Below are 17937 nucleotides of genomic sequence, written 5' to 3'. Positions count from 1 at the left end.
GCGGGCGGCGGGCGGCGGGCGGCGGGCGGCGAAGAGAACCTGCCCGCCCAGAACCCTCGCGGCAAGAGCCTCACCAGAACCAGCCAGGCCGGCACCCTCACGACGGGCCACAACAGGAAACATCAGCAAGACGAGACGGGAAAGCAGCAGATGACGGGAACCACACCGACACAGGAACACGCAGCACGTCAACGTACCCGCACATATTCAAGGGAGTCGTCCTTAGACGAGTCGGGCCGCCCAACGCGCTGTCCGAAACCGGTAAGACCTGCGAAAACAACACCTGTGCCGGGTAGCGGCCTTAATCGCGAGAGGGAACGCCACCCCTATTTCCGGTACGGAAATCTGCCCCCATCCGACACACCTCCGCTGCCGCCCATCCCTCGACAGCACACGCGGGAACCGAGGGTGACGCGGCCCTCCGGCCCCAGGGGCGGGTTCGCCTCGCCCCCGACGCAAGGCGAACTCACCCAGGCCGCTCGCCCAGCACCCCCTCCCCGCCGGACGGGCGGAGGGGTATCGACACCCACCTGCGGCCCAGGTGTCAAGCCCCGAATCCCGCCGGGGATGCCCCCGACCTCAGGCAGCGCCAACAGCGGCCACTGTGGTGGGCTTCGACCGAACCCGGCGATGACGAGGCCCGCCCACACCAGCCCGGCGATCGCCATCCCGGGCCCGCGCACCTGCCCGCGAACGGCCCCCGCCTCTGCCCCACGGCCACCCATGCGGCCACCACGCCACCCGCACCGGTTCGGCGGTGGCAACGGCCCACGTGCCCGTCCCCGACCGTTCGGCGGCCACCACCCCCGACAGCGACGGAACCGTCACCAGCGTGCCACTCAGCCCCGCCCCAACACCCCCACCCACCCCTGACACCGACGCAGGTGACGGCGGTGACGTGCCCGGCCTCGCCCAACCCTCATACGACTCCACCCCCAGCAGCCCGGACACTGTCGACACCGGCAGGCCAGGCTCCGCCACGCTACGCTCGCCCAGAACGGACATGGCCGACCCGGACCTGGCCGGGATGCACTTCAACGCCATCGGCGGCAGCGCCTGACGCAGTTCCTCCGGACCCGCCGCGCTGATCACGACCTGGGGACCACGCATCGCCAGCCACCGATGCCCCACCACCAGAAAAGCCCAATCAGACCAATCCCGGCGCAACCCGGCCAGCGCCTGCCGCGCCCACGACTCCTGACCGAACGGCGACACCCGATCCGCCCCCTGCCTCACCATCCCTTCCCCAAGCAGGGCAGGAGCCAGCCCCACCGTCCCCTCGCCACCCACCTCCTCACCATCATGGGAGCCCGCTCTACGCGCTGACACCAGCGCAACACCCACCGGGCCCGCCCTCAGATCACCGGAGTCTCCTTCGCAGCCCACCAGCGAGGCGCCAACACAGGCGTCAACGCCACGCTCTCCGGCTGCGACCTCCCCAGAGAACATCGGCATCGGCACCAGCTCGCGCGAACGGGCCGACCCCAGCCCCCGGCCAGCACCACCGGCCGCATCGCACGCTCGAACCACCGGAACCGTCTCCCCGGTAAGGGCCAGCTCCGCCCACGCCGCATGCCCGGTGACCGCATCACCCACCGCCCCGACCCGGACCGCCAGCTCAGCCACCCCGGCCAGCCCTCGCCCATGCTCGGCCAGCCCGGGTAGCGAACCCAGCGTTTGAGAGAAGTCCGGAACCGAGCCCCCGCCCAGGTCATACACGACGATCCGGGCCACATCCGCGCCGCGCAGCACCTCCACCACGAAGAACCCCCGCTCCTGCCCAGAACGCGTGTGCCGCAGGGCGTTGTTGACCAGTTCGGCCGTCACCCACTCCGCGTCCTCTCCCCGGCCGGTGTCGGCCAGCAGCCGGCCCACCAGGCGGCGCGCCGGAGCCGACTGATCCGCCCGCCCCGGGAACGCCTGCCGCCAGGCCATCCCGCCCCACACCGGCCGCGATCGGAACGTCGACATCACCAGCCCCGGCGCCAGATCCGGGAACCCCTCCCCCAGCGGCTGCCGGTACGTCCGCAGTCCGAGGGCGCGGCTCGGCTCGTCCGAGAGGTGCTGCGTGCTGTGGTCCATGCTGGCCTTCCCTTTCCGGTCCCGCCCCCGGCCCGTCCGGGAAGCGGCCAGCACCATCGCGCACCTCGCCGCCCGAATCCCATCCCCAACCCGCAACCCCACATCCAGCACGCCCCGACCAGCACCAACGCCGCCCACACCGTCCACCACACGCCCGCGCAGACTCCGGCGATCACCCCACGCAGGGCTTGAGCCTCTCGCCAGAGCCCGTCTACCGTCCCTCAACCCCGCGCGAAGGGGGCACCGACCCGCCGCCGAACGTCAACGGAAAGGACCCGGACCGCATGCTCAGCACCGGCTACCAGACGCTGCTCGATTGCCGCCGCCGCAGTCGATACCTCCGCCAGCACGGCTTCACCACCGACCAGATCGCCACCATCCTCGCCCTCGACCACCCTGCCACCCCGCTGCGCCTCTACCGCCACGCCGCCGGCCTCACCGCAACACAGGCAGTCGCCGCCTTCCACCAGCTCGTCGACACCACTGGCGCCGGACTTCGCGAGTCTCGCCTCTACGAGCACGAAACCTGGCCGCAGGCAGGCCGACGCCCCTCAACCGACACCCTGCGCCTGCTGGCCCGCATCTACGGCACCCAACCCGCCCGCCTGCTCACCCCCGCCATGCTGGCCACCTACACCCCGCACGACCAGCACATGCTCCGCCGCTCAGAAGACGGATAAGGCCCTGCGCCATAAGGACCGCATGACCTCCTGTGCCACCCGCGTCTGGCAGCTAATTAGCCGAGAAACCGCTCACCCACGCGGCGCACTTCACCGCTGGGGGTCGCATCGATCTCCGTCAATCGCTCCTGCAACAGCCCGAACGAGCGCCGAACGGCTGACGTCCGGCCCAGTTCTCCCTGGATCGTCATGAGCTGGCACCACAACATCTCGCTGTACGGGTCGATGCGCTCCACCGCCAGCCGCAACACATCCAACGCCCGATCTGGATCCCCCGCACGCACCAGCTCGGCCAACCGCTCAGCCGCATCAACCGCCTGCCGCTGAGCGGCCTGCCGCAGCGGGACAACCCACAGCCCATCACGCCCGGCCAGCAACGGCCCCTGATACAAGGCCAGCATCTCCTGCAAGGCGGCCAGCCGAGCCGACATCTCTCCCGCGCTGCCCGCTTCAAGGAAAGCCTTCTCGAATCGCCAATAGTCCACATCGAAATGGGCCGCCGCCAGATGGCGCCGCTGGCGCGTCTTCAGCACGAACTTCACCTCAACGGCAAGACCAGAAGCCTGCCGCATCACCTGATTGAGCTGCCGAACCGCCGACTCCAGCAGGCGACCGCCCCGCTCATCATCGCCCGGCCACAACGTGTCGATGATGCCCTCCGTCGACACCCCCTCCCGTGACGTCGCCAGCAACGCGAACAGGTCGGACGCCTCCGCACGGCCGAAAGACAACTCCGTCCCGCCGTACGACAGCCGCGGCACTCCCAGCACCTCGGCCTTCGCCTTGCCCGGCACCGCCACGAATCCGGACGCCATCAGCACCGCAGAAGAGGAGGTTACGGCCGCGTGCCTCGGGTCAGCGATGCCCGTCTGGCCAGTGTCCGCCACAGTCTCGCCGCCCAACCGAGGCCCATCGACGTCCGCCTTCTCTTCGGCATGCTCTTCTGCCTCCTTGGTGCGGAAGCCGCCGACAACGAGCCCTTCTGCGGCGATGTCGATCTCAGGCGTCTCCATAAGGGCAGCAGCCACCATGTCGCCGTCTCCCCTGCCGCCACAACGCCCAGCGGGAAGCCCGGCCGAAGAGCCCGCAACCGCCACGCCCGGCCGAGCACGGCGGCGGACGATCAGCACGGCCGCCAGCAGCATGACCAGCAGCCCGAACACCAGCGCAGCGCCAAGCGACTGCCTCACCCCAGACCAAGCCCCGAAACGCTGCCCCGTCACATCGCCTGCACCTCCAGCTGTCGTAGGCGACGGAGACGGCCGGAATGTCGATGGTGACGGAGAGGGCGATGGCGGTGGAGAGGGCGATGGCGCTGTGGTCGGACGCCGTCGGGGATCACGCCGCGGCGAGCGTGAGTCGTTGGCTTGACCATGCCGGCGCTCGACGCTTCCGACGTTGCCACCTCGGCGCGAGACAGATGTCGACGAGCGATCCGGCCGCCGAACCACCTCCCGATACTCGCGCGGCCCGGCTTCCCCTCGATCCGCCCTCACCACAGGCGGGCGCACAGCAGGCGCCGGCGTGGACGGCTTCGGCCTGGCAACCGAGCCCTTCGGCGCCGAACGTACCCGGGACTGTGGAGATGGCGTCGTCCCCGCCGGCACCCGCCGGGAATCTTCCAGCCGCTGCCCGAATTGCAGTCCCCGACCCTCCGCCACATCCTTCTGTACCAAAGCGCACAGCTTCTCGATGTCGAACATCTGGCGCCCCTGCTCCGGGACATACTCCGACGGGCAATACGGCTCCACACGCGCCACAGCCACGCTTGGGCCACCCAGCAAAGCGACCACCAGCGCGCCCGCGATGGTCATTTCACCCAGAAACCCGGAATCTTCACACTTCCAGACATGTGGAAGACATTCCTGAAGCACCAGGATCCTCCAGAGGGTTTGGCTACGTCAGCCGATTTACCACCACGCCCTTCGTGCCACGCCACAAGAAGAGAATAAAGATCGCCAAGACATGGCATCGTGCCGCACCCTTGAATTCCCGGCCTCATTCCAGCGCTTGGGGTGGCACCTAGTACGGCAGCCGCCATTCGCAGTGTGAGCTGGGGTGACGCACTATGCGCCGACGCGATCTTGTGACGGGAACGCGGCTCAACGAGAGCAGCCGCTCATGATCATGTCCGTGTGAAGAGTACAAGATCGGGAGCGGCTACCGCCCTCATCGTAGAGGTAGCACGGGTACAGCGAACATCGAGCAACTGATGAGCGCGCTGGCACCGATGTTCGCCAGGATCGCCCCAGTCGGAACCGACGCCTGGGACGAGTCCACCCGTCCCAGGGGTGAACCGTCAGCGTCGTGCCATTCGCTGACAATCAGACCTTGGTCGTAAGGCGAAAGACCGATTGTTCGCCATGCTTGCCGGAGACAATGATCGATCCCATGATTCAGCATGTCGATGTGGCCCGATGGATTGATCGGTATGCGCGTGCATCAACGGCGCCGACGACATCATCGGTGGAGGCCAGAGCAAGACGACCTGACCCACCCATCACAACAACCCAATCCCCGAGGTGCGGATACCACGGGTAGCCCCTGATCGTCGGCACCGGCTGGCGGTCGGCATTGAGCGACCTGGCCCGCGAACTTCGGGTAGATCACAAAGCACTTGGAGGTGCAGCGATGGACGCATCCGCGTATTTGAAGGCCGTTGTCGAGCAGACGAGCACGTTTGCCGATTGGGTGCACGGCAGGGATGCGGCGGCCCCGGTGCCGACATGTCCGGAGTGGACGCTGGCCGATCTTGTCGACCATGTCGGCGGGACACAGCGGATGGTGGTCATGCTCGTGGGTGAGCAGATGATCGAGCCGAGCAGGGCGTTCGCCGGCTACGTTCCGGGTCCGACCGATTCGGGCCAGTGGCGTGCCTGGCTGAGCGACGGCGCGGCCGAGGCGAGTCAGGCGTTCGCATCGGTCACCGATGACACGCCGGTGTGGGATCCGTCGGGCGGGGCCGCAGGCGTGCCGTTCTGGTCACGTCGGCTGTTCGGCGAGGCTTGCGTGCATCGCGCGGACGCGGCTGCGGCGCTCGGCATGCGGTACGAGTTGGCGCCGGAGCTTGCCGTTGCGGCCCTGGAGGACTGGCTGGACACGATGGCTTCCCGCGGCTATTGGGAGAACCAGCCGGGCTTCGCCGATGCGATGCGCGGGGGCGGTCAGACTCTGCATTTCCACGCGACCGACGCGCCGGGGGAGTGGGTGGCACGCCGGGAACAGGACATGGTCGTGCTGGAGCGCACGCACACCCAGGCGGACGTCGTGGTAAGCGGCCCAGCCGTCGACCTCCTGCTCGTGATCAGCAGGCGTCGCCCACTGGATGCGGCTCCTACGCTGGAATTGCAGGGGGATCGGGCGCTGCTCGACCACTGGATCGAACACATGGACTGGGTCACTGGCTGACCACACGCTTGGATGCAACCTGTGCGACACGAGGCCGCATGAAGCGAGTAGGCACATTGAAGTGGCGGGCGCGGGCTTGGTGGCGGCGGCGCCCACGGACATGATCATGAGCGGCTGCTCTCGTTGAGCCGCGTTCCCGTCACAAGATCGCTTCGGCGCATAGTGCGTCACCCCAGCTCACACTGCGAATGGCGGCTACCGTACTAGACTCACGATCAACAGCCGCTACATAACGGGCAACAGAAACCTCGCCGCAGGCAAGGCGATCGTGGCGGCTCTCGTGCTCAGATCCAGGATCCGCTACATGCCTTCGAGGCCAGAGGAACAAACATCCGGCGCGCGCGTCACAGCAAGCGAATGCAGCCACACCGGAATTGCGCATCACTCGCAAAGGAGACGAACGCCTTGAGTGCACCGGGCAGGACCCTACGCTGCTCCTGAACCAACCCCTCCAGAGGTCGGCTCATCGGGGGTACGCCGTTGCGTCGGCCAAGCAACCACCAGACCCACAGGCGTGGGGCATCAGCATCTCGCCCGGCGATGGATCCATCCCGGATGCGATCCACGACGCCGAGAAGATGCCGCCGGATATCCTGCAGACCGGACACGATCGGGAGCCGTATTCCATCACCGTCAGGCGAGCGCAGCGGAGGCGTTCAGACCACCCCGCGCTGATCGATGGGCGCCCGACCGTGAACCTCGTTCAGAAGCGGAAGACCGGGCCCGTCTCGGCATAAAGCACACAGGCGTTGCGGAAGGTCTTGTGCCATCCGATATTCCGGTTCCGCCACAGCCCGCCCATCGTCGCCGTGACCGGCTCGTACTCCTCGCTGCAGCGGCGGAGTGGGTTGCCAGGAAGACGATCGAAATCACCGTCAGCGGCATCGATCGCGGCGCAGGCCACCTCACCGTACGGGTGCCCCCGCGTCACGCCTGGACACTGCAGGCCGACCGCCCTCATCGTGTTGCCTCCATGCGCCGAGACAGCGAGGAAGACACCGTTCACCCGGGCAGCACCGTAGGCCGGGATCGCCGCGAGAACGAGGCCGACGCCAAGACCGGCACTAGTGATCAGCAGGGGCAGGCGCATCGACGCTCCAGACACTTCGGTGACGTAAAGTAATCGTAAGGCTACCTTGAGCTGTTCTCCTCTGCCTGGTATCCCATAAGTAGGTCTCACGGGACCGAAACCGCGCCTCCTGCCACAGCCCTACTTCCATACAGCGCAACCACGCATCCTCGCCCCCCGCGCCGACCCGACGCGATGCGGACCGTCTGCGCACCAAGAAGCTCAGGGATGCGACCCTCTATGGACACGATCACCTGGCGAACCGCATGGAATGCCAACGCCATGAATCACCAAGGCAAGATCAAAAACCGCGAAACACCCGCAGAACCGCAGCTACGCTACGCACCGTAACGATCAAGAGCATTGGGGAGCCAGGAATGGGACGAGTGCGCACCAGAACTCTGCTGCAGGCAGGTGGAGTCACCGCCCTAGCCGTTGCGATAGCCGCGATCGTTCTAGGCGGTACTGGGACAGACAGGTCCAGCGGTCAACAGGGCTCCTCACCTCAAGCCTCGAACGCTCTGCGCGACGCCACCGGCAACGATGCCGCTACGTCTTCTCCACCGGCGCGTACGCCGACCACCCCATCCAACTCCGCGGCACCAGTGTCACTGACCCTCCCCCACCAAGAGACCGCCGAACGAGGCGACGACAGGGGCAGCGCCAAGCACATCGGCCCGGCCAGAAACCGTGCGCACATGAATGAGCCGCACAGCCGCCAGGAACTCCTCCGCCCACGGCCACCGGCCAACCCAACAGCCGACCGCCGCTCTCCCCGGTCGAATCCTCGACCGAAGCGCACACCGAGCGACCCGCGTCCGGCCTGGCCCGACGCTACCGGACTCGGCGGAAACCCATCGCTGGCCAGCATGAAATGCGACGAGTTGTTCCCCGCTCACAGAAGCGAGTTCCGGATCCGCAACATCGCCTGCCATAGGCTCCTCGGCTGATCCACTCCCACCCGAGACTTGAGCGGCGAGCGGCGAGCGGCGAGCGCGATCGTCAGGGTGTCGGCACATTCGCAACCACGGCCGGGGTGGTCTTCCTAGGCTCGCGGATTCCCGTTGAGAGCCTGTGCGGATGCATCCAGGCCCGCCTCTATCACTGTCTCGCTCGTTCTCACGGCCGAGAAGAGGTCGGACATCAGTGGCTCCGGCACCGATCCGGTCCCAAGCCCGGTGCCTTGCACGGCTGCGGTGAGTTCGTGCTGCTCGGCAAGATTGAGCAGCGTGCTGGCGCGTTTGTGGGCCAGGACTTCTCGAGCGGCGTACCCGTCTGGCGTTGCGAGGATGTCGGTGATCAGGCAGGTGAATACGCGGGCAGCAGGGAGCTGGTCGGTATCGGCGGCGAGGTCGAGGACGGTGAGGCCGAGGCGGGTGCGGAAGACCAGCAGCTCCGGTGTCCGGTCGAGCTCCCGATACCGGCGTTGGACCCCGGCGAGCGTGTCGCCGGGTGAGTGTCCGGCCGCATAGCGGCAGAGCGCGTCCAGGCAACCGGCCACCGCGTGTTCCCACGGCTGCTCGGGCGCGCTGGTGGTGACGAGCTTCAGAGCGGTGTCGGTGTCTCCGGCGATGCAGTGCGCGACGATGGTGGCCTGTCGGCCGTCCAGGAGTCGTTGCCCGACGCCGCGGTACTGCTGGGCGTGGGCGACCGCCTGGTCCCATTGGCCGGCGCTGATGAGTGCCCGGATGCCCTCGTTCAGGAAGACGCCCCACAGCCATTTACGGACCGTGTGGAGATCATCCTCGGTGTGGGTGAGGCCGTCGAGCGGGAGGCGATGGCCATCGATGTCGGCGGTGCCGCTTGAGCTGACGGCGTGGAAGAGGGTGTTCAGCAGCAGGTAGCCGCGGGCGCCATCGTGGTCGCGGATGGCCAGCCGGGCGAGGTTGACGAGCGGCTCCAGAGCCGAGCGTGCCCGGGAGGCGTCCAGCGGCCAGGCGTGCAGGTAGGCGGCGAAGTGCCGCCAGCACAGCGAGTGGGCCAGAGCGGTGGCGCCGCAGTCGCTGGCGATCAGGGCCGCCTTGTTCAGCGTCTCGGCGGCCAGCGTGAGGTGGCCTTCCTGCGTGCCGTGGGCGGCGGTGTCGGCGAGGTCGCGTAGCTCGGCGATCCGTGCTCTGAGCGGCAGGCACGCCGGCCGGGGCCGGGCGATCAGGGGAAAGCGCTGCGCAGCCTGCTGCAGCGGGGCGTTCATGATGTCTTGCTCCTTGTCTCCTCGATCTGGGCGCCGGTGGGGTCGCACCCGAACACGATCTGTTTGGCGGTGTGGGCGAGGACGGCCTGGGCGGTGTAGGGCAGGCCGAGCCGGTTCCACGCGAAGACGATGTGGTGGGCGAGGACGGCGCGCAGGCCGCGGTGCAGTAGCCCCTTGGTCGCCAGCGCGGCCAGTTTGTAACCGGTGGCATCGAAAGCGGCCGACCAGTTGGCAGCGAACCCCAGAGGTGCGCCGTCACGCAGGAGGGGGCCGGCGTCCACGCTCATCAGCTGCCGCACGCTAGCCTCCAGCGTGTGGCGGCGCTCGGGCGGGATCGGGTGCGGGAGGTCGCGGTGATCGGCTACCCGCCCCCACACGTCGCCCTGCTCGTACCAGTCGAGCCCGGCTGAGCGCAGCAGGGCGGTGCAGAGCAGGATCGACAGTTCGCGGCGGTGCTCGACGCCGGGCGAGGAGGCGAGGTGGGCGAGCAGGTACCGGCTGTCGAGGTGGAAAAGCGCGTGGGCGCATCGCATGGCCTCGCCGCCGCCGAAAGCGTGCGTTTCCGGCTCGTAGAGGACTTCGGTCGCAGTACCAACATGGCCCTGCCGGATGAGGTCGTCCAGGTGGTGCCGAAGGTAGCCATGGGCTCGGCCGCTGCTGGGTACGTAGCGGACCCGCCAGCATGGCGTCTTGCGCGTGAAGAACCAGGAGATGACGATCTGCTCGTCTTCGGCCTGGGCCATTATCGGAGCGAGGTGGGTCACGGCTGTGTGCTCGGCTGTGGCCCAGTCGGGGAAGGCGATGTTGACTTGCCACCACGGGCGGGGATCCATACGGGGTTGCCTCCAGGTCAGGCCATGAGCAGGACGGTGTCCCAGCACGACGTCACAGCGCCGGTGCCGAGGGCGTGCAGGGCGAGCGCGGCCCCCGCGACACCGTCGAGGAGCCCGGTCTGCGGCGCGGTGGGGGAAATCTGCGCGGCGAGCCGGGCGGCGAGGTTGGGAAGTTCGTCGCCGATGCGTGCGGTGCGTGCGTCGGCGGCCATCCGCCAGGCGCAGTGGAGCAGCCCGGCCAAACCGTGGCACAGTCCCCTCTCCGGGAGCCGATCGAGCTGCACGGGGTCGCGCAGGGCGGCCTGCATCGCCTCTTCGGCGGTCTGCTGCCGGGTCTCGTCGGCGAGGGCCAGGCCCGCCAGTTGCTGGGCGCGGGCCGTGCCGCTGATCCCATAGCACCACGACGGGCGGGGGCGTTGCGACGGGTGGACGCGCTGTTCGCGCGCCTGCTCGATGGAGACCGCTCCGGGCCACCACGCGCCGGCGTCGTCCTGTTGCCGCCAGAGGTCGGTCCAGGCGCAGATCCGTTCGATCGCCTCTTTCGCGCCGGCTACGTTCACGTTGCGCAGCGCCGCCAGGGACAGCAGAGCCAGAACCGAGCTGATGCCGTGGGACATGCCAAGGTTGCCGTGCCCATGTGGGTAGTTCGAGCTGGGCTCCCCGTTCGGTGCGACGCTCGTCCACCACGGCGGCAGCTCGCTGCCTGCGGGCAGCGGCTCAGTGAGGCGTACCAGGTAGGACAGCACGTCGCCGGTGATCAGGTGGTCCGGGTGGCGGCGCAGGTGGTAGACGCCCAGGCCGGTCAGCCCGCGAATCAGGTCGAACTCCTTCATCTCGGGCTGTTCACCGCGGTTGATGCGGGCATGCGCTGCCGCCAAGCGGGTGCGGGTGATCGACATGACCGCCTCGTCCAGGCGCTGCAGGATGCTCCGGTAACGGCGTGAGGTGCCTGCGGCCGCGTACGTGGTGAAGGCGAGCGCAGGAGCTCCGAAGAACAGGTTCGCGTTCGCCGCCTTCGTCAACACGCCGGAGATGGCCACTTTCAGCCAGGCGTGCGCCGTGATGGGATCGCCGCGTCCAGAGCGGGCACGCTCGATGTGTAGCAGGGCGATACCGGCCGCCCCGGCCCACAGCGATTGCGGCCAGAGCAGGCCGCTTCCCGGCGGTTGGGCCGCCCACGACTGCGGGGCGGCCAGCGCCGCGGCGACCGCATCCGCGACGCCCAGCGCGTCTGCGTCCGGCTCGGTCATGGCCTGCTCTTCCTGGGGCGGGTGCTCCAGCTCAAGGCGGCGGCGCGCGCCAAATGCAGGCACGCCCGCTCGCTGGCCAGCGACGTACCGGCCATACGGACGTGATGCAGGTGCAGCAGATCCGGCAACACGGCAGCCGGAGGCAGCGTGCCCGCCTTCTCCAGCACGTGACGGTAAGCGGTGAGCGTCTGCCGCCGCCGAGCCCAGCAGGAGACGATTTGCCCACCTGCCAGATGCGCGGCCAGAGCTTCATGATCGTCCGGCCTGGCCAAGCGTATGGCCTGGTCATAGACGGCGCGCTCAGGCGGGGAGGCGTCGGCTTGGGTATGGCGGATGAGCCAGCGCATCGCCGCGGCGGTGTCGCCGAGGAAGGCAGCGGCGATGTCGAGCAGGCTGGCGGCGGTCATGGCGTGCAGGTTGGGCCCTCCTTGAGAGGTGATCGCGATCAACTGGGTGACTGCGGTGGCCGAGTCGGCCGCGAAGTACGTCTCGACCGCGTCCATGGCGGCGGGGCCACCGAAGCGCGTGGCTTCGGGGAAATAGGTGTCCCACTGCACGTGCGCCGTCAGCGCGGCCTGGCGCACTTGCTCGCTCCATACGGTGACGTGGGCGGCGGCGTCGGTGAACCGTTCGACGGGGACCGTGAGGCGGATCCGGAGATGGTGGCCGGGGTCGTGATAGCGCAGGAACCACCATTGGGCGTCGCTGCCTAGCTCATCTGCCAGGCGGGGCAGGTGACGGGTGAGGAGGGCGTCATGCCGGTCGGGGTGGCCGTACAGCTTGAGCGAGATCCGCCCGTGCTGGCCAGGAAGGTGGCCGTGATCGCGGGCGGTCACCTCGCTCGGGAGCTGGGGCGGCTCGGCGGGCCTGCCGGTGACGGCGAGCGGAATCGTGATCTCGTGAGGGAATCCGCCGATCCAGCCGGCCGCGTCCGGGTCTGGAGCGGCACGGAGCACGGCAGTGCCGGCGCGGTCCACCTGGGCGCGCAGCAGGGCGCGGTGCGCGGGTTCACCGAGATTGAGCCGGAGGTGCTGGTCGCCGCCGCCGAGGCAGACCGTCCCAGGCAGCGCCACCGTCGTCCGCCAGGCAGCGAACGCACGGTCCCATTCCTGCCAGTGCGCCGAGGGCGCGGGCACGTCAGCTGCGGTGAGCCGCCAACGGGCAGGCGACAGGATCGTCCGCCGGTAGCGCAGCGCCGGAACGAACGGCAGCGCGGCTGCCGCACCCCAGTGGAAACCGACGCACGGGATCTGCAGCGCGTGCGGCGCTTCGAGAAGGAACCTCACCAGCGGGTGCGTGTGCTGGATCAGGTTGACCGCGTTGAAGATCACCGGTTCGACGGTTTGGCGGCGCGACAGCGACACCAAGTAGATGCCGTGCAGGTCGGCGGTTACGACGAGATCATCCAGCGCGAGCAACTGCGTGCCATCGCCGACGGGGTGGTCGCCGATCGGCAGTACGTGTGCCAGCACCAAGGGGGCGCGGGCGACGTTCTCGGTACTGGTATACGGCGCTGGAGCCGCGAGCTGCACCGCGAGCGCGTCTCGGGTGCCCGTGGGCAGGTTCGCGTACAGGGCGATCATCCGCTGTCGGTCCTCGTCCCCCAACAAGTCCAGAAACCGGCCGGTAATGGTGCCCGCGCTACGCGATACCCCGACGATGACGAGGGTGAAGCGCCCCTCGGCCAACGCCTGGCCGGTGGGCGCGTCAATCCGTACGGTCACCTCGGTGGTGGGCTGTACCGGTGCGTCCGGGGCTGCCGCGCCGAGGCAGGTGATCATGTCGTCGTCGAGCAGGATCTCGCGCTGGCGGCGCATCGCGGCGTTGTGCGCCAGCGCCAGCAGATTGCGGTCGCGGTCGGTCAGCGTCTCACGGCCGGAGGCGTGAGTGTCGTCGCCGTACCCGGGCGGATAGCCGAGCCCGATGTCGGCGTCGACAATCTCCCTCAGCGGGACCAGGGCGCGCAGGCCGTAGCGGTCCAAGAACCGTGCATGCCAGACCACCCACCCCGCGTTGAGCGCCGGGCAGTGAGCCAGGCGGACGAGCGCGGCTGCCGCCTCGGCGGCCTCTGCCGCCACGGCGACGGGCACTGTCACCTCAGCGTCCAGGCGTAGATCGACCGCGAGAGGCGAGCGTGTGGAGCGGTGAATGGCCGCCATCGCGGCCGACGCGCGTGCTCGGTGATCGCCCGCTGTGGCGGCCGGGGCACGATCGTGCTGGGCGAGTTCGTCGGCGATGGCGTGCAAGCCCTTCACGATGTCGGCCACCTCGCCGATCTCGTCCGCTTTCGCGGCGTCCAGCTCCTGCAGGAGATAGCCGAGCGGATCAGGGGTCGTCATCGGCGGGCGCAGACAGGTGAGCAGAAGGCGCTGGGCCACCAGCTCGGCCACGAGCGCGTTGATGACGGTCTCGGGAGTCCGCGGCGAGACGACGGACAATCGATCCATCAGGTCAGCGACCGGGAGCGGATCACGCGCCAGCCGGAGCGCTTCCCGTACCGGCCCGGTGGCGCGCAGGCTCACCTCCCCCGGCGCACCGCCCGCCGCGATGCTGGCGCGATGAGCGAGCACCAGGCGGTCATCCCGCTCGAACACGAGATTGTTGGCCATCACGGTCAGGCACCGCCGGAGCGTCGCCTCGCTTTCCAGCCGCTGAACAACCGCCGAGAGCCACTCTGCCGTGACCCGGGCCACTGGGCGGTGCGCGTCCCCGATGCGTACTGCGGGCAGGTTCGTTGCGGCGCTGAGGCGCGCCGGAGCGACCCCGGCGAACAGGCCGAACGGTGTCGCGCGGCCGGAGGCACGCAGCAGGTAGCGCATCACGGACAGCACAGCCCGACGCACTCCCGCATCAGACATCGGCCGTCCGGCACAGACCCCGCACACCCGCCGCGCCAGATCCGGACTGGCCTGCTCCACTGCCGCCGCGAAGCCCGGCCGTTGCCACGTGTCAGCCAGCCATGCTCGCCATGAGGCGGGCCTCGCCTGCGGCCCGGTCAGGTCCGGCCAAGATCCGGACTGCTGGTCGGGATGCCACGCCGGGGCGCGCAACACCGCAGCGTCGAGGTATCGGTACATGTGCCGCTCCCGAAGTCGGGGGGTGGCCCGGCCGGCCGATGAGTCGCGCCGGCCGGGCGCTTGGGTCAGGCGTCGGACGCCATCAGGCGTGCGGTGACGCCTACGGGCAACTCGTGCACGCGGTTCCGCACGTCGAGTTGCACTGGTCGTCGGTCATCCGAATGAGCTGCTCGGCTGCCACGCCGGATTCGACGAAGGACACGTCCAGGTCCTTCCACTCCTCCGGACTCCAGCCTTCGACGGCCTGGGCTTCGGGCGCGAGAGGCGCGAGCGTTGCCGTACCTCCGATAGTGCGGGCGGTCATGACAGGTACCTCCTTCGTTGGAACGGGTGGGGCTCTCCAGTGCAGTCCTGGGGCAGATCGGCCGCTCTGCCCCAGGTGCCTGGAGGTCTAGGGATAGGTGATGACGACAGTCCCGTGCCGCTTGGTGATGACCCCGGCAGAGGAGGTCGGCGGGGCGGCGGGCTTGGGGATGTACTGGATGGACGCGGCACCGCGCCGGTGGTACTTGTCCGCCCACTGGCGCAGCAACTCCACGTACCGGGCGGCCACGTCCTCGGCCGAGGGCCCGTGAGCGTAGACGCCGCTCTCGAATCCGCCGTTCTGCTCGTCGGGGCGTCTGGTCCGGTAGGCGAAGCTGTCGCCGCTGATCAGGACGGGTACGCCCCGCGCGGTGGAAGGCGCCACCAGTTCCTGATCGATGCGGGCCTGGTCGGCGTGCAGCAGCGCCATGTTCGAGTCGCTGGTGAGCAGGAACAGCGTCTGCTCGTCGGGCATGTCGAACACGGCCCCGGACCAGCGTTCGATTCGCGGCAGGTGCAACGCCCTGCGCAGCGCCTCCGCGTCAACGTTGAGGTCCTCGTCGTCGAGGCACACCACCACGCCGTCATCGATCGTGACGGTCCGCTCGGTGTGCGTGCCAGCCCCCTGGACCGGCACGAAGGAGCACAATCCGTAGTTGCGGCTGATCAGCCCCGACGCGTCGCGGGCGAAGACGATCCAGCGGGTCGTCCCTTTGAACCGGAGCGGGACGACGATCCGGCCATCGTCGGCGAGCTGTTCCAGCCACGCCGGCGGGATGTCCCAGAAGCCTGCCGTGCCGATCACCCTGTCGAGAGGTGCCGCTTCCGGCACGCCCCGCTCCGCGTCACCCTGCACCACGTTCACGTGGTGGTAGCCGGCTTCGTCGAGGAAGGTGCGGGCCCGCTCGACGATGTCCAGGTCGATGTCCACAGTGGTGACGCGCCCGCTGTCACCGACGAGCTCGGCGATCAGCGCCGCGTTGTAGCCGCCGGAACCGTACTCGCACACGTGCATGCCGGGTTTGATCTCGGCCGCTTCCAGCATGGTGGCTTGGAGGTGGGCGGCGGAGACGACGCTGCGATGCCTGCCGCCGTTGTCGCCCGGTTTGACGACCGGCGCGTTGTCCGGGGCGTAGGCGGTCTCCAGCGGCACGCCCGGCGTGAACAGGTGGCGCGGCACGGTGGCGACGGCCGCCGCCACGGCGTCGGACTGGATCGCCCCTTGCTCGCGGAGCTCTCGGACAAGGGCGGCTCGCAGGTTTGCGGCTTCCTCAGCGTCGTTGTCGGTGGTCACGTCGGTCACGAGTAGTCCTTTTTTCTTGTTGTGATGGGCAACTGGTCGATGGTGGCTGTTCGCGGGCCGGGCCCACGGGTTAGCCGCGCCGTCCATTCAGGAGGAAGGTGTCGGGATCCGGTCTTTCCCCGCGGCGCAGATGTTCGCCGCGGTGGGCTTCGGCGAGGGCGATGTAGACGTCGAGGGCCTGGCGATAGCGGCCGCGTCCGGTCTCTTCGTAACCGCTGTCACCGGCGGAGCGCAGCACGAAGAACTGGCCGCCCTCGGCGGCCCACTCATACAGGCCGCAGCAGGAGGTGTGGGAGACCCGGAGCACGCTGCCCGGTGTGTACGGCTCCCACACGAACGCAGGCGCCGACTCCTGCTCGTCTTGCTTCGGCTCAACCGTCACGGGTTGGCGGGCTCTGGCTGCCATCGTCTGCTCTTTCCACCGGGGCATGACTGTCTTCTGCGATGGGGTGAGCAGTAAGAACAAGGTGGCAAGCACCGGCGCCAGCGGGCGACGTACCGGCCGTGAGGGCGAGGATCGAGAGTGCGCAACCGGCGTCCATGGCGTGACCTTCCCGGCAGGTGTCCCGGCGTTGTACGCCCAGAGGGGGTGAGGGAGGCGGCCAGACGGCCGCCCAGATCCGCCTCCCTCGGTCCCGGCCGCGGGTTGGGCAGCGCCTGGTGAAAGGACGCCTTGGGGAAGAGATGCCGGCCGGGGGTTGGAGCTCGCAGCCCACGTCGGACAGGAGCTCCGCGTGGACTGCGAGTTGTAGGCGGGGCGGACCCTGACAGTGCTTCGATTCTGGACATGGGTCCGCGCCGGAGTGCGCGGCCGGCGATGGATGAACCGTCCTCGACCGGCCGCGCCAAGACGTGGCGGCGTAGCATTCCCGACTGCGCACCGGATCGCCTGCCTGGCCACGTCTCGTCTTGTCACCTGAACACCTCCGTCAGGTAGTCAGGGAGTCGGTGGACGACGACCGTGAGCGGGCGCACCGGAGCGGCCTCGACCGCAGCGAGGAACAGCTCCTGGTCGACGTCGAGGATGCGCTGCCATACTTTGCGGGCGCTCTTGCCCTCGACCGGGGTGGCGATGACGTGGTCGTACATGGGGTAGGCCGTGAATACGCGGCGATACGGCTCCCACATCACCAGCCACCGGTAGCGGCACCAGCGCTCCACGTCTTGCGCCAGGCAGCGGGCCTTGTCGTTGCTCAGCTTGCTTGACACTCTGACGCCTGGGGAAGCCGCGTTGGATGCGGCCGGCCTGGCATGAGAAGGCACGCCTGGACCCGCCGTCGGGGCTTTGGAGTTGGTGCCGGGAACCGTATCTGAGGGGCTCATCGAAATCTCACGTCCGGGTTGGGTGGTACGGCTGCGCGTCCCTCCGATCACGTGCAGTCGCTATGCGGTAGTACCATGATGGATTTCTTGTAACCGGTGCTGAAGGCAATCGACGTGGTCATCTGAATTGACCACACGACCACAGGCGACCAATACAGGAGTTCGAATCATGAATACCGGTGCTCCTGAATCAGACCCGGCTCTAACCGCCTGGCTGCGCCTAGGCTCAGAGATGCGACGTATCCGCGAGATGCACCGTCTCAGCTTGCAGGCCGTGCAGGCCCAGACCAGTGACGATCGCTCCAACCTGGCCAAATGGGAGACAGGGAGGCGAAAGATTCCCGAGGATGCGATGCGTTGAGGCGCCCGGCCAGTTCCGGACATGGTCCCAAATGCGCCTATATGCCTGACTTTATCA

At 68.5% G+C, this 17937-nt stretch carries 13 protein-coding genes; 2 read left to right on the top strand and 11 right to left on the bottom strand.

Going from position 1 to position 17937, the window contains the following annotated elements; genetic code table 11:
• Positions 1-579: 579 nt before the first annotated feature.
• Positions 580-2082 carry an ATP-binding protein gene (locus ACFPZ3_RS67030; protein ID WP_379524770.1) on the bottom strand — a complete coding sequence of 501 codons (1503 nt, stop codon included), beginning with the start codon at positions 2080-2082 and terminating at the stop codon, positions 580-582.
• Between the two features lie 284 nt (positions 2083-2366).
• Between ACFPZ3_RS67030 and ACFPZ3_RS67025 the strand changes: the two genes are divergently transcribed.
• Positions 2367-2762 carry a hypothetical protein gene (locus tag ACFPZ3_RS67025; protein WP_379524769.1) on the top strand — a complete coding sequence of 132 codons (396 nt, stop codon included), beginning with the start codon at positions 2367-2369 and terminating at the stop codon, positions 2760-2762.
• Between the two features lie 56 nt (positions 2763-2818).
• Here the strand turns inward: ACFPZ3_RS67025 and ACFPZ3_RS67020 are convergent, their stop codons facing one another.
• Positions 2819-3925 (bottom strand): AfsR/SARP family transcriptional regulator, encoded by a 1107-nt coding sequence (locus ACFPZ3_RS67020; RefSeq protein ID WP_379524768.1) that lies wholly within the window; start codon positions 3923-3925, stop codon positions 2819-2821.
• 1468 nt (positions 3926-5393) lie between these two features.
• Here ACFPZ3_RS67020 and ACFPZ3_RS67015 point away from each other — a divergent pair.
• Complete coding sequence (locus ACFPZ3_RS67015; protein ID WP_379524767.1) at positions 5394-6170, top strand: maleylpyruvate isomerase family mycothiol-dependent enzyme; 777 nt, start codon at positions 5394-5396, stop codon at positions 6168-6170.
• A gap of 703 nt (positions 6171-6873) precedes the next feature.
• Here ACFPZ3_RS67015 and ACFPZ3_RS67010 read toward each other — a convergent pair.
• From ACFPZ3_RS67010 to ACFPZ3_RS66970, 9 genes are all read right to left on the bottom strand, one after another.
• Positions 6874-7260: an SSI family serine proteinase inhibitor gene (locus tag ACFPZ3_RS67010; protein WP_379524766.1), complete on the bottom strand. Its 387-nt coding sequence runs from the start codon at positions 7258-7260 to the stop codon at positions 6874-6876.
• A gap of 1024 nt (positions 7261-8284) precedes the next feature.
• Positions 8285-9430 carry a hypothetical protein gene (locus tag ACFPZ3_RS67005; RefSeq protein ID WP_379524765.1) on the bottom strand — a complete coding sequence of 382 codons (1146 nt, stop codon included), beginning with the start codon at positions 9428-9430 and terminating at the stop codon, positions 8285-8287.
• Positions 9427-10263 (bottom strand): thiopeptide-type bacteriocin biosynthesis protein, encoded by an 837-nt coding sequence (locus tag ACFPZ3_RS67000; RefSeq protein WP_379524764.1) that lies wholly within the window; start codon positions 10261-10263, stop codon positions 9427-9429. Before ACFPZ3_RS67000 ends, ACFPZ3_RS67005 begins: the two co-directional genes overlap by 4 nt.
• Positions 10264-10280: 17 nt before the next feature.
• On the bottom strand, positions 10281-11513 hold the full coding sequence (locus ACFPZ3_RS66995) for a lanthionine synthetase C family protein (protein WP_379524763.1): 1233 nt from the start codon (positions 11511-11513) through the stop codon (positions 10281-10283).
• On the bottom strand, positions 11510-14590 hold the full coding sequence (locus ACFPZ3_RS66990; RefSeq protein WP_379524762.1) for a lantibiotic dehydratase: 3081 nt from the start codon (positions 14588-14590) through the stop codon (positions 11510-11512). The genes ACFPZ3_RS66995 and ACFPZ3_RS66990 overlap by 4 nt, the downstream gene beginning before the upstream one ends.
• Positions 14591-14690: 100 nt before the next feature.
• Positions 14691-14894 (bottom strand): FxLD family lanthipeptide, encoded by a 204-nt coding sequence (locus ACFPZ3_RS66985; RefSeq protein ID WP_345562627.1) that lies wholly within the window; start codon positions 14892-14894, stop codon positions 14691-14693.
• Between the two features lie 87 nt (positions 14895-14981).
• Positions 14982-16196 carry a methyltransferase, FxLD system gene (gene fxlM / locus ACFPZ3_RS66980; protein WP_379524761.1) on the bottom strand — a complete coding sequence of 405 codons (1215 nt, stop codon included), beginning with the start codon at positions 16194-16196 and terminating at the stop codon, positions 14982-14984.
• Between the two features lie 70 nt (positions 16197-16266).
• Positions 16267-16602 carry a hypothetical protein gene (locus tag ACFPZ3_RS66975; RefSeq protein ID WP_379524760.1) on the bottom strand — a complete coding sequence of 112 codons (336 nt, stop codon included), beginning with the start codon at positions 16600-16602 and terminating at the stop codon, positions 16267-16269.
• Positions 16603-17108: 506 nt separating this feature from the next.
• Entirely contained in the window at positions 17109-17405 is a 297-nt protein-coding gene (locus ACFPZ3_RS66970; RefSeq protein WP_379524759.1) for a hypothetical protein, read from the bottom strand.
• Between the last annotated feature and the right edge of the window lie 532 nt (positions 17406-17937).

The organism is Nonomuraea insulae (assembly GCF_042656245.1).
This window is presented reverse-complemented; position numbering and strand designations above follow the sequence as displayed.

Bases quoted from the DNA above. Each gene is read 5' to 3' on its own strand.
- ACFPZ3_RS66985 (WP_345562627.1), bottom strand. From the start codon at position 14,894: ATGACCGCCCGCACTATCGGAGGTACGGCAACGCTCGCGCCTCTCGCG.
- ACFPZ3_RS67010 (WP_379524766.1), bottom strand. From the start codon at position 7,260: ATGCGCCTGCCCCTGCTGATCACTAGTGCCGGTCTTGGCGTCGGCCTC.
- ACFPZ3_RS67030 (WP_379524770.1), bottom strand. From the start codon at position 2,082: ATGGACCACAGCACGCAGCACCTCTCGGACGAGCCGAGCCGCGCCCTC.
- ACFPZ3_RS67000 (WP_379524764.1), bottom strand. From the start codon at position 10,263: ATGGATCCCCGCCCGTGGTGGCAAGTCAACATCGCCTTCCCCGACTGG.
- ACFPZ3_RS66975 (WP_379524760.1), bottom strand. From the start codon at position 16,602: ATGGCAGCCAGAGCCCGCCAACCCGTGACGGTTGAGCCGAAGCAAGAC.
- ACFPZ3_RS66990 (WP_379524762.1), bottom strand. From the start codon at position 14,590: ATGTACCGATACCTCGACGCTGCGGTGTTGCGCGCCCCGGCGTGGCAT.
- ACFPZ3_RS67005 (WP_379524765.1), bottom strand. From the start codon at position 9,430: ATGAACGCCCCGCTGCAGCAGGCTGCGCAGCGCTTTCCCCTGATCGCC.
- ACFPZ3_RS67025 (WP_379524769.1), top strand. From the start codon at position 2,367: ATGCTCAGCACCGGCTACCAGACGCTGCTCGATTGCCGCCGCCGCAGT.
- ACFPZ3_RS66995 (WP_379524763.1), bottom strand. From the start codon at position 11,513: ATGACCGAGCCGGACGCAGACGCGCTGGGCGTCGCGGATGCGGTCGCC.
- ACFPZ3_RS67015 (WP_379524767.1), top strand. From the start codon at position 5,394: ATGGACGCATCCGCGTATTTGAAGGCCGTTGTCGAGCAGACGAGCACG.